Below are 12,308 nucleotides of genomic sequence, written 5' to 3'. Positions count from 1 at the left end.
CAGCCGACCCGGCTGATGACCAGATCGACGCCGTCGCCGCCGGTTTCGTCCACGACATCGCCGGCGTCATCGACCACGTAGGTGTCGTTGCCGACGCCGCCGCGCATCGTGTCGACGCCGAGGCCTCCGCTCAGCCTGTCGTGTCCCGCGCCGCCGATGATCAGGTCGTCGCCCGCGCCGCCGTTGAGACTGTCGTCCTGCGTCCCGCCGTCGAGGGTGTCGTTGTCATCGCCGCCGTTCAGCACATCGTCGCCGCCGCCGCCGTTCAGGGTGTCGGCGCCGGCCAGGCCGTCGAGGGTGTTGGCGACGCTGTTGCCGGTGACGGTGTTGGCCAGTGCGTTGCCGGTCCCGCTGAGGGTCCCGCCGTTTCCGAGGGTCAGGTTCTCGATGGCCGCGCCCAGGGTCCAGCTGATCCGGCTGATCACCAGATCGATCCCGTCGCCGCCGGTCTCGTCGGTGGTGTCGCCCGCGTTGTCGACGACGTAGGTGTCGTTGCCGGTCCCGCCGGTCATGGCGTCCGCGCCCGTTCCGCCCCTGAGGTAGTCGTTCCCTGATCCGCCATCGATGACGTCATCGCCATCGCCGCCGTCGACGGTGTCGTCGCCGTCCCCGGCGTTGACCGTGTCGGCGCCGCCCTGGGCGCTGAGGGTGTCATTGCCGCCCGTGCCGGTCAGGGTGTCGTCGCCGGCCGTCGGCGTAGTCGAGCCCTCGGCCGTGTCCTGGATCGGCAGGATCAGGCTGGTCGAGGCCGTGCCGCCGGCTCCGTCGTCGGCCGCCAGGGTGATCGTCGCAGAGGCCGGCGGGGTGTCGGTGTCGGCATTGAAGCTGACGGTGCTGGTCCCGTCGGTGTTCAGCAGGGCGGTGATCTCGCCGGCCGTGCCGGTGATCGTGACGCTGGCCGTGCCGGAGTTCGTCACGACGGCGCCGCTGGTTCCGGCCGTGACAGTCAGGAGGCCATAGGTGGTGGAGAGGGTCACGGCCAGCACATCGCCCGCGTCGGGATCGCTGACCGTGAAACCGGTATTCTTCAGGCTCAGCGCCACCTGCTCGACGGCGGTCGGCCCCACGTTGAACACCTGCGCCCGGACGGCGACGCCTTCCGTGTCAGGGGCGGTCCCGCTGTAGTCCTGCCAGGTGACCACGAAGCCGCCGTTCGTCAGGGCGGTGATCTGGGGAGCGATCTGGAAGCTGTCCGTAGTCGTATTGACGAGGATCTCCGTCCCGAGCATCGCCCCGGCGGCGGTGAATACCTGCGCCCGGACGGCTTCGCCAGAGTCAGGAGCCATCCCGCTCCTGTCCGCCCAGGTGACCACGAACCCGCCATTTGAAAGGGCGGTGATCTGGGGAACGTACTGGTAATCCTCCGTTGACGAGTTGACGAGGATCTCGGTCCCGACCATGGCCCCGGCGGCGGTGAACACCTGCGCCCGGACGGCGGAGCCGGAGGTGTCAGGGGCGGTGGCGCTGTAGTCCTCCCAGGTGACCACGAACCCGCCGTTCGACAGGGCGGTGATCTGGGCACCAGTCTGGCCGTTGGTCGTGGCGGTATTGACGAAGATCTCGGTGCCGACCATGGCGCCTGCGGCGGTGAACACCTGCGCCCTGACGGCGCTGCTGGAGGTGTCGCCGACGCTCTCGCTCAAGTCCATCCAGGTGACCACGAACCCGCCGTTCGACAGGGCGGTGATCAGAGGAGAGACCTGATAACTGATCGTGGTGGTATTGACGAGGATCTCGGTCCCGACCATGGCCCCGGCGGCGGTAAACACCTGCGCCCGGACGGCGTAGCCGGAGGTGTCGGGCGCGGTTCCGCTGAAGTCCTCCCAGGTGACCACGAACCCGCCGTTCGACAGGGCGGTGATCTGGGGCGATCCCTGGACACTGTTCGTAGTGGTGTTGACGAGGATCTCTGTCCCGACCATGGCTCCGGCGTCGGTGAACACCTGCGCCCGAATAGCGCCGCTAGAGGTGTCGCCAGCGCTCTCGCTGCCGTCCTGCCAGGAGACCACAAACCCGCCGTTCGACAGTGCGCTGATTTGGGGAGCGTTCTGGTCGCTGGCCGTTGTCGTGTTGACGAGGATCTCGGCCCCGACCATGACGCCGGCGGCGGTGAACACCTGCGCCCGGACGGCGGCGCCCTCTGTGTCAGAGGAGGTCGCGCTGTAGTCCTGCCAGGTGACCACGAACCCACCGCTAGACAGGGCGGTAATCCGGGAGCCGTACTGGTCGCTGACCGTCGCCGTGTTGACGAGGATCTCGGTCCCGACCATGGCCCCGGCGGCGGTGAACACCTGAGCCCGGACGGCGCCGCCGTCCGTGTCGGGCGCGGTTCCGCTGTTGTCCGTCCAGGTGACCACGAACCCGCCGTTCGACAGGGCGGTGATCTGTTGACCATTCTGATTGCCCCCCGTGGCGGTATTGACCAGAATCTCCCCGCCCGTCTGCACCACCGTCGGCGTGAAGCCCACGCTCGGCCCGCCGGTTCCGGCGAAGCCCTGGGGCTGGTCGCCGCCACCTTTCGGGTCGAGTGGGGCGGCATCGGGTATCGAGGTCGCGGGCGGCAGGCCTGTCGCCAGGGCGGGGTCACTGCCGGCGCCCGCGCCGGCTTCATCCACGGCCATGGCCGAGCGAGAAAGGAAATGCTGCACGTGTCGCCCCTACGCCGCCGGACCAGTTGCGGACTGCAAAACGGGGTCATCACGGCCGGAGCAGGGTCAGCGCAGCGGGTCGTCCCGCCTGACCCGTACGGATGAGGCAGGTTCACGAACCGACGGGCAGCCGGTAGTGCAATAATCAGGGTCTATCGGCTTTTCTTGCCAATACCGGACCGGCAGGTCTCGCGCGGTCGCCTACCCGCCGCGCTTCATTGTCTCGCGGGCGATGACGATCTGCTGGACCTGGCTGGTGCCCTCGTAGATGCGGAAGATGCGCACGTCGCGGTAAAGCCGCTCGATGCCGTAGTCGGCGACATAGCCGGCGCCGCCGAAGATCTGCACGGCCTTGTCGGCGACGCGGCCGACCATCTCGGAGGCGAAGTATTTGGCCGCCGCCGCTTCCAGGACGATGTTTTCGCCCCGGTCGCGTTTGCGGGCGCCCTCCATGACCAGGGCGCGGGCGGCCATGGCCTCGGTCTTCATGTCGGCGATCATGCCCTGGATCAGCTGGAACTGGGCCAGGGCCTGGCCGAACTGCTTGCGCTCGCCGGCATAGGCGACGCTGTCGGCGATGAGCCGCTCGGCCACGCCCACGCACAGGGCGGCGATGTGCAGACGCCCCTTGTCGAGCACCTGCATGGCCACCTTGAAGCCCTCGCCCTCGGCGCCCAGGCGGTTCCAGGCCGGAACGCGGACGTTGTCGAAGGTGATGTCGTGGATCTGGGCGCCGTGCTGGCCCATCTTCTTCTCGGGCTTGCCGACGGTGATGCCCGGCAGGTCGCTGGGCACGAGGAAGGCGGAGACCCCGCCCCCGCCCTTCACGTCCGGATTGGTGCGGGCCATCACGGTGAACAGCCCCGCCTTGCCGGCGTTGGTGATGTAGCGCTTGGAGCCGTTCAGCACGTAGTCGGCGCCGTCGAGAGTCGCGCGGGTCTGCACCGCGGCGCTGTCGGAGCCGGCTTCCGGCTCGGTCAGGGCGAAGGATGTCACCGTTTCGCCCGAGGCGATGCCGGGCAGCCACTTGGCCTTCTGCTCGTCGGTGCCGAACATCACCAGCCCCTGGCTGCCGATGCCGACGTTGGTGCCGATCTCGGACCGGAACGCCGGGCTGGTGCGGCCGAGCTCGAACACCACCAGGCATTCGTCTTCCATCGACAGGTCGAGGCCGCCGTATTCCTCGGGAATCGAGATGCCGAACAGACCCAGGTCGCGCAGCTCCTGGATGATGCTCTCGGGGACCTTGTCGTCATTGGCCACCTGGGCCTCGAGCGGCCGCAGCCGCTCGGTGACGAACCGGCGCAGCGTGTCGATGAACTGGTCCCGGGTCTCGGCGTCGAGGGCCATGGCTGCGCTTCCCTTTGTGCGTTTGTTTTGAGGATGCAGTACGGGACGCCGACCTTTAGTCAATCCTCCCCACGCAGTGGGGAGGGGGACCGCGCAGCGCGCGGTGGAGGGGCGGCACGAACATCAGCGGCCCCATCCTGAATTCCGGTCTGTTCGGATGGTCCGGCGCCGGCCCCTCCACCATGCTTCGCATGGTCCCCCTCCCCGCTTCGCGGAGAGGATTATTTCAGCCCGTGTTCCGCAGTCCCGCCGCGACGCCGGCAACCGTCAGCTGGATCGCCAGCCTCAGTTGCTCGTCCTCATTCCCCGCCCGGCGGCGCGAGAGGAGTTCAAGCTGAAGGTAGTTCAGCGGGTCGACCGTCTGGGCCGCCAGCTCGACAGACTCCTGCAGGTCCGGCCGGTCGTCGAGCAACTGGGTCCCGCCGCGGATCGACAGGGCGATTTCGACCGCCCGCTCATGCTCGGCGCGGATCGTGTCCATAATCGCGCTCGCGCTCGGCACATCCGCTGCCAGGCCGGCGTAGCGCGCGGCGATGCTCATGTCGCTCTGGGCCAGCGCCAGCTCCATGTTCGACAGCAGGGCGGCGAAGACGTCGAACTCGCCCGACAGGTCCGCCAGCTGCGGAACCGTCAGACCGGCCCGCGCGACGCCGCCGGCGAAGCCGTACCAGCCCGGCAGCATGAAGCGCGCCTGTGACCAGCTGAACACCCACGGGATGGCCCGCAGGTCCTCGATCCGTCGGCTGGCGGTGCGCGAGGCCGGGCGGCTGCCGATGTTGAGCTGGACGATCTCGCCGATCGGCGTGGCGCCCCAGAAAAAGTCGGTGAAGCCGGGCGCCTCGTACACCAGGGCGCGGTAGGCGGCGAAAGACCCCGCGGCCAGGGCGTCCATCGCCGTAGTGGCGGCCGGGGTCGGCGCCGTGTCGCGTCGGTCGTTGGTGGCGATCAGGACGGAGGCGACGAGGCTTTCGAGATTGCGTCGCGCGGTCGGCTGGTCGCCGTAGCGGCGGGCGATCATCTCGCCCTGTTCGGTCATCCGCAGCCGGCCCTGCACCGTCCCCGGAGGCTGGGCCAACACGGCTTCGGCAGCGGGTCCCCCGCCCCGCCCGACCGATCCGCCCCGGCCGTGGAAGATGCGCAGGCCGACGCCCAGCGCGTCGCACTCAGCCGCCAGCGCGGTCGCGGCGCGCGCCACACCGCGGCGTGAGGCGACATAGCCGCCGTCCTTGTTGGAGTCCGAATAGCCGACCATGACCTCCTGCACCGGCCGGTCGCCGAGCATCGATCGCGCAATCGGCAGCTCCAGCCACTGACGCAGCACGGCCGGGCCGTTTTCCAGATCCTCGATGGTCTCGAACAGCGGCGAGACCTGCACCAGCGCCTGCGGCCTGGCCCCGCCCCGCACCAGACCCACCTGGGCCAGCAGCACCAGCGGCTCGAGGATGTCCGACAGCGTCGCGGTCTTGGACACCACATAACCGCCGATGGCGGCGCGGCCGTAGCGGGTCACCGCCTCGGCCGCGGCTTCCAGGGTGGCCAGCTCGCGGGTAGTCTCTTCGCTGTACGCGGCGAACGGCGAGCGCAGCGGACGCTGGTGCGCCATCTCGGCCAGCAGCAGGGCGACCTTGCCGTCCTCGTCGAGCGCCAGATAGTCGATGTCCTGGCCCGACTGCGTGACCAACTCGGCGATCAGCCGCTCATGCACGTCGGCGTTCTGGCGCATGTCGATGGCCAGCAGATGGAAGCCGCAGACGCGCGCCACCTGCAGCAGGGTGACCAGGCGCGACCCGACCAGCCGTTCCCCACCGTGGCTCGCCAGCGAGGTGCGGATCGTCTCCAGATCGGCGACGAAGCGCTCCGGCCCGGCGTAGGGCGCTGACGTCGAGAGCTCGGTGGCGAAAGCGACCGGGGCGCCCGTCAGCAGCTGCGACGTGGCGCAGAGGCGGTCGAAGATCACCTCCAGCGCCAGCCGGTAGGGCTCGTCCGCCCGGTGCACCGAGGCGTCATCGGACATGCGCGCCAGGGTCAGCAGGGCTTCCGAGGCCCCCTCGTAGACATCGGAAATCGCCAGGCCCGACCACAGACGGCGCACCTCGGCGGCATAGACGTCGAGGATTACCCGCGCCTGCGAGCTCAGCGCCAGCTTCAGGGTTTCGCCCGTCACGCCCGGATGCCCGTCGCGGTCGCCGCCCAGCCAGCTGCCGAGCTTTAGGACCGGCGGGACGTCGCCGCTCTCGCCGAGGGTTTCGCTCCAGCTTTCATAGAGATCGATCAGGGCCGGCAGCATCGAGGTGCGGACGATCGACAGGGCGTTGCGGATCTCGTCCCGCACCGTGATCTTCTCGGGCCGGTGCAGACGGGTGCGCCAGAGCAGCGCGACTTCGCGGAACAGGCCTTCACGAATGCGGGCGTCCAGATCGGGCGGCAGGTGGTGCCGGCGCAGCGACATCAGCCGCGAGATCTCGGCCTCGCGCTCGACCAGCGCCCGGCGGCGGACCTCGGTCGGGTGCGCGGTCAGCACCGGCACGACGTTCAGGTCGGCCAGGGCGTCCGGCGACAGCTTCAGCGCCTCGAGCGCGCCCGCGACCGTGCGGGCCGCGCCGCTCCGGCCCTCGTCCTCGGCCTGACGCCGCCGACCGGCGACATCCTCGCCGATGTTGGCCAGCATCGAGTGGCAGGCGAAGGCCCGCGCGAGCAGCATCCCCTCGTCGGCGGTGACGGCGTTGAACAGGAAGCCCAGGTGCGGCGCGTCGCCACCCTCCGCCGCCGCCTTGCGCGCGCTGCCCACCAGCGCCGCGGCGTCCTCGCCGTCGAGATAGCGGATCGCCTCCAGCAGGAGGTCGTCCATCAGCTTGACGTTCTGACGAACGTGACGGCTGGTCGGGCCCGAAGCGGACCGGGGAATCTGCAGGCTCGGGGGACGTGACATAGCCGTCCTTATGTCAAAGCCGGCCGTTCACCACAAGCAATGACACCGGTGTCGCGAAGCGGGTTCGCCTTAGCCGAGGTCGCCCACCGCGGCGTCGAGCAGCAGGTAGGCGCGGCCGCCTTCGGAGGCCAGCAGGGTGCCGGCCAGAAGGCCGCTGCGGTCGCGTTCGGCCGCCTCGTCCAGCATGCCGCCGAAGCGTTGCAGGAACCGCTCGGTCTGGCCGCGCATGGCCGCGTCGGAGAACAGGCGTCGCACCAGCCGGCGGATCGCGGCGGGCGCCAGGCGGCGGATCACCTCGCGGGCGCCCTCGGCGTCGCGGGTCTGTACCGCCGCGGCGATCTCGTCGATCCGGTTGCGGGGCAGCAGCGCGGCCGGGTCGATGCCCATGGCGGCGATCTCGGCGGCCATGCGATCGGCCAGGCTCTCGGGGTCGCTCTCGTCGCTGTCGATCGAGGTCAGCAGGTCCTTCCAGCTCCAGCCGGCCTCACCGGGTCCGGGCGCCGGGGCCGCAGGCGGCGTCCGCCCGCCGGCGGCGTCGAACACGCTGCGGAACTCCTCGTCGGTGGCGGTCGGGGTCAGCTTCAGGCGCGGGCGCAGGCCGGCGGCGTCAGCGGTGGAAGGCTCGGGCGCGGGCGCCGGACGCGCGGGGCGGCTGGCGGCGGCGATGGCGGGCGCGGCGTTCCCGGCCGCGCCGGCGACGACGCCCATGACCTTCACGGCCTCGCTCAGCATGTCGTAGTTGCGGCGCACCCGCTCCTGGAACGCGGCGTCGATGGACTGGGTCTCGTCGGCGGCGCGACGGGCGGCGGCCAGCAGGTCGTCCATGCTCTGCTCGACCGAAACGCGGACCTCCTCGACCCGGGCGCGGGCGGCGTCCGGCAGGCGCGAGGCGCGGGCGTCGACCTCGCCGAGCATCTGACCGAGCTCGGCCAGAGCCCCACGCGCGACGGCGGCCCCCTGGACCAGCTTTTCAGCCGTGGCGGCGCCGGCCTGTTCGACCATCTGGGCCGACTGTTCAATCAGGTCGCGCGCTTCGGTCAGACGCGCTTCGAAGACCGCATCGGCCTTCTGGTGCGCGGCGAAGGCGGCCTCGCTGAGCTGGTCGACCCGACGGCTTGCGGCGTCGGCATGGCCCTCGGCGACTTCGCGGGCGGCCTGGGCGGCGGAGCCCAGCCGCTCTATGGCGGACTTCAGGTCAGACTCCAGTCCGTCCCGCTCGCGGGCGGCGGCCTGACCGACGAGGGTCACAGCCTGGGACGCTTCGTGGCCCAATGCTTCGCGCTCGGCGCGGGCATGCTCGGTCAGGGCCTCGAACCGCTCCGCGGCGTCGGCGATCAGCTGGCGCAGCGCCTCCGCGCCGCGGGCGGCCTGCTCGCCAAGATTGGTCGCGCCCTCGGTGGCGTGGACCATGAACTCCGATAGCTGCGCCGCACGGCTCTCGGCCAGGGCGGCGAAGTCTTCCTGATCGGCGCGCAGGGCGTGGGCGACGGTGACCAGACCGGCGCGCTGCTGGGTAAGCCCCTCCTCGACCAGACGCATCTGGTCGCCGACGCCGACGCCGGCGGTCTCGAGACGCGCGACCTGCCGCGCCAGGTCCTCACCGGCGACACGGGCGGCGTCGCTGGCTTCACCGGCGGCGGCGGCGAGATCGGCGGCGCGGGCGGCCAGGGCGGCCTCGGCTTCGCGCAGCTGGGTCTCGGCCAGATCGGACGCCTCGGCGACCATCCGGGCCTGGCTTGTGATGCTGTCAGCGACGGCGGTGGCGCGGGCGTCGAGCTCGCCGCTGAGGGCGCTGAGTCCCTCGCGTTCATGGCCCAGCGACGTCGCCAGTTCGGCGGCGGTGCGCGCGGACTGGGCCGCGGCCTCGGACAGACGCTGCGTCTCTTCGGCCATCGCCTGGCGCAGGGCCAGCATGGTCTCGCGCGCCTCGTGGGCGGCGCCCGTCGCGCTGTCGATCTGCAATCGCACCGACTCGATCACCGAACCGGTCTCGGCGGCGGCCATGGCGGCAGGCCCCAGCAGACGCGCGGTGGTCTCGCGGGCGCGACGCACCTCGGCGGAGAGCTTGCGGCCCTGCACCAGCGCATAGGCGCCGACGAACACCAGGGCGGCGGGGCCGACGGCCAGCACCGCGAACAGGCCGAGCGCGAGGGGATCTTCGCCGAGCGGTTCGATCTTCCACCTCCATCCCAGGGCGAAGGCGACCGGCGCCACGGCCCAAAGCGCGCTGACGAGGAACGCGCCGATCCAGATCAGGCTGCTGGACGGTTCCTTGAACTTTTCGGCCCGGGCCATGACCGCGGGCGGCAGGGGCGGCTCGGCGTTCGCATCGGGGTTGCGCGCGGGCGTCGGCGGCGCGGTGTCCTCGGCGGTCATTTCGACCGTCAGGGGCGCCTGAACGATCTCAAGCTCGGCCTCGACGGCGGGCGGCGCCTCAAGCTCGGACTCGGCCTGGATGACAATCTTCGGCGGCGGCGCTTCACGCGACGCCCTGGAAAAATCAAACGGAGAGCGCGTATTCCTGGCCGTCATTCGCGGGTCGTGGTCCTGCTGGGCCGATGGAATATCTCTGCGCGCGACTGCCAGCCCCAACCTCGCCCGCTGGGAGAAACCTACCGGTGAAACTCGCGCGGGAAAAGGCCTTGAAAAGGTTTCGTTAACGTCCGCCCCGTGACGGACGGTCGCGCAGGCTCAAACGCGGCGAATCCGGGACTGTTCGGCGTCAGGACAATCCTCGGCGACCGACGCGGCGGCCGTTTCGCCGGGCTCGCGCGCGGCGCGCTCCGCGGCCGGGCGTTCGCTGTGCGACGGGCGCGTGAGATCGACCTCGATCCCCAGGTGGGAGAAGACGAGCGATGCGGCCCAGACCACGATGGTGGCGATGATCTCGAGCAGCGTCTGCACCGAGCCGTCCCCCGACTTGCGATAGCGACGTTATCCGTCAGACGCTGTGCGGCTGCAATTCCCGGGCGCATGAAGTTTTGGTCATGTTGCCGGCGGCGGAGCCTTGTTGATCGCGGTCTCGGGACGGTGAAACTGTGCTTCGACATCGAACCAGGAGAGCGGCAGGACCGCCAGATACTCCTGCGACCCGGCGATCGGCAGCGGCCGGCCGATGACGCGATAGGTGATGAAGGCCTTGCCTTGCGAGATCAGGATCGAGGGATATTCGACCCGGCCCACCGGGGCGATCGCCTCGATATCGCGGATCCCGCCCCAGGTCTGGCCGCCGTCGCGGCTGACGGCCGAGGACAGGGTCAGCCGCCGGCCCATCAGCGCGCTGTCGGGGCTGAGGCAGCACCGGTTCCAGATCACCATGAGGATGCCCTCCGCACCCGGCAGCCGCACGACGTTGCCGGGCGAGCCGCCCGTGACCAGCGTCGTCGGCGTCGGCTCCGTCCAGCGGGCGCCGCCGTCGGTCGAGGTCGTGGCGTAGAGCCCTCCGGCCAGGGTCCTGCCCAGCATCAGGAGCGAGCCGTCCTTGCGCTCGACGATGCTGGCTTCCCAGAAACTCGGCAGGCCGGTCGGGCCGCGATTGTTGCGGATGATCCCGGTGACGTTGACCGTCTGTGGCGACACGGACCAGGTCCGGCCGTGGTCGTCGGACCAGCCCACACGGGTGGCGATCTGACCCGGGACGCCCCGGACGATCACATGAAGCGGGATCACGATCCGCCCGGTCGACAGCACGACGAGCCGATCATGCGCGCTGGTCCAGTAGCCGTCGCGAGGACCGATCACGATCTCGTCCGACCAGGTTCGGCCTTCGTCCGATGACCAGCGGAACACCTTGAAGGCCTTTTCGCCGTCGGTGATGCGGCTGTAGCTGACGCCGAGCTGGCCATTGGCCAGGCGCGCCAGACCAGGCTGGACGGCGCTGGGTCCCGGGCCGCGAAACACGATGCGGGGCTTCGTCCAGGTTCGTCCCTCGTCCGAGGAGATCATCGCCGCGATGTCCGCCGGCCAGTGATCGCTCGAAACGCCGTCCTGGCGGCGATGACGGCTCACCAGATGGTACAGCCGGCCGTCCTTCAGCCGGACCATCGTTCCGACGCCGTTGCGGACATAGCCGCCGCTGACCGGGACCATCAGCTGGCCGCGCAGGCCGCCGACGGCGCGGGCCAGGGCGTCCTCCTCGCGCGGCGCACAGCCGGCCAGCAGCAGAACAACCAGCAGGCCGGCCAGACGCTTCATGTCACGCTTCCTCTTCGTCCTGCGACGCTCAGCCGCCAGGCGCCGACCAGGCCCAGCAGGGCCAGCAGGCTCATCCCCAGATAGCCCAGCACGCCGGCGGCGTCGAACAGCGCCCCGCTGGCGAGGGTCGCCACGCCGATGACCAGCCCGCCGGAGAAGGCCGAGCTGATCGTCTGGGCCGCCGAGGCGCTGTGCGGCGGGGCGTTCCGCTCGATCAACTGCAGCGACCCCATGAACACCGCGGCGAAGCTCAGGGCGTGCAGCGACTGCAGCGGGAACAGCAACCAGACCGGCGGCGTGAAGGCGAGGGCTGTCCAGCGAACCAGCGCCGCGACGCCGCCGATGACCACCAGCACCTCCGGCCCGACCCGTCTGCGCCAGGGTTCGAGGAACCACATGAACGCGATCTCCGCCGCGACACCGGTCGCCCAGAGCAGGCCGATGACCGTCGGCGACAGCCCCTGCCCTTTCCACAGCAAGGCCGAGAACGCGTAGTAGAAGGCATGGGTCGCCTGGATCAGGCTCGTGGAGACGACCGCCAGCAGGAACGGCCGGTTGCGCATCAGCTCCGACACGCCCCGCCAGCGATCACGCCGTCCGGGCCGTTCGCCGCCCTCGTGTACGGGGTCGGGCGGCAGCAGCGTCCGCGCGGACACCGCCGCCAGCAGCCCCGCGACGCAGACCCAGACGATGACGAGGTCCGGACCGGTCCAGGCCAGCAGGCCGCCCATGCCGATGTTGGCGACGACGAAGGCGATCGAGCCGATGCCGCGCGGCAGTCCGTAGTTGAACCCCTCGGTTCGCGCCCGGCGCATCGTCAGGACATCGGCGAGCGGAATAAGGGTCGCCAGCAGACTGGACGCGGCCAGCCAGAAGACCAGCCAGGGGCCGAAGCCGCTGACGACGCCGATCAGCCCGTAGCAGACCGCAGCGGCCAGCCCGAGCAGGATCATCGGCGTGCGGCGGATACGGAAGCCGTCCGCCCAGACCGCCAGCGCCGGGGCGATGACGATCCGCGCGAGCATCGGCGCGGCCAGGATTATGCCGATCTGCGCACCGCTGAGGCCATGGGCGCGGAACCAGACGGGCATGTAGGGCAGGCTGGCCCCGGTGCCGATGAAGATCGAGCAGTAGAACAGGCCGAGCGGGACGACGCGTGACATGGCTTCCGCTATCAGAGTCGGGGC

General features: G+C 70.4%; 6 protein-coding genes and 1 pseudogene. All 7 read right to left on the bottom strand.

Translation table 11 applies throughout. From position 1 onward, the window contains the following. Nucleotides 1–2,648 (bottom strand): annotated as a pseudogene (locus AC3WJT_RS06990) (hypothetical protein); the annotation flags it as partial. Nucleotides 2,649–2,849: 201 nt separating this feature from the next. Then, entirely contained in the window at nt 2,850–3,998 is a 1,149-nt protein-coding gene (locus tag AC3WJT_RS06985) for an acyl-CoA dehydrogenase family protein (protein WP_492342343.1), read from the bottom strand. A 226-nt stretch (nt 3,999–4,224) separates the two neighbouring features. After that, a complete protein-coding gene (gene ppc / locus AC3WJT_RS06980) occupies nt 4,225–6,927 on the bottom strand; it encodes a phosphoenolpyruvate carboxylase (RefSeq protein ID WP_492342342.1) in 2,703 nt (900 codons plus the stop codon). 69 nt (nt 6,928–6,996) lie between these two features. Further along, complete coding sequence (locus AC3WJT_RS06975; protein WP_492342341.1) at nt 6,997–9,459, bottom strand: coiled-coil domain-containing protein; 2,463 nt, start codon at nt 9,457–9,459, stop codon at nt 6,997–6,999. A 159-nt stretch (nt 9,460–9,618) separates the two neighbouring features. Beyond that, on the bottom strand, nt 9,619–9,831 hold the full coding sequence (locus AC3WJT_RS06970) for a hypothetical protein (protein ID WP_492342340.1): 213 nt from the start codon (nt 9,829–9,831) through the stop codon (nt 9,619–9,621). An 81-nt stretch (nt 9,832–9,912) separates the two neighbouring features. Continuing rightward, nucleotides 9,913–11,121, bottom strand: a complete 1,209-nt coding sequence (locus AC3WJT_RS06965) for a sialidase family protein (protein ID WP_492342339.1) — start codon at nt 11,119–11,121, stop codon at nt 9,913–9,915. Further along, nucleotides 11,118–12,284, bottom strand: a complete 1,167-nt coding sequence (locus AC3WJT_RS06960; RefSeq protein WP_492342338.1) for an MFS transporter — start codon at nt 12,282–12,284, stop codon at nt 11,118–11,120. Before AC3WJT_RS06960 ends, AC3WJT_RS06965 begins: the two co-directional genes overlap by 4 nt. Nucleotides 12,285–12,308 lie beyond the last annotated feature (24 nt).

The sequence above is a fragment of the Caulobacter sp. FW305-C-30-S16 genome, from assembly GCF_058783025.1.
The sequence above is the reverse complement of the archived record's forward strand: the minus strand, read 5'-3'. Positions and strand labels throughout refer to the sequence as shown.

Bases quoted from the DNA above. Each gene is read 5' to 3' on its own strand.
- AC3WJT_RS06985 (WP_492342343.1), bottom strand. From the start codon at position 3,998: ATGGCCCTCGACGCCGAGACCCGGGACCAGTTCATCGACACGCTGCGC.
- ppc (WP_492342342.1), bottom strand. From the start codon at position 6,927: ATGTCACGTCCCCCGAGCCTGCAGATTCCCCGGTCCGCTTCGGGCCCG.
- AC3WJT_RS06975 (WP_492342341.1), bottom strand. From the start codon at position 9,459: ATGACGGCCAGGAATACGCGCTCTCCGTTTGATTTTTCCAGGGCGTCG.
- AC3WJT_RS06965 (WP_492342339.1), bottom strand. From the start codon at position 11,121: ATGAAGCGTCTGGCCGGCCTGCTGGTTGTTCTGCTGCTGGCCGGCTGT.
- AC3WJT_RS06960 (WP_492342338.1), bottom strand. From the start codon at position 12,284: ATGTCACGCGTCGTCCCGCTCGGCCTGTTCTACTGCTCGATCTTCATC.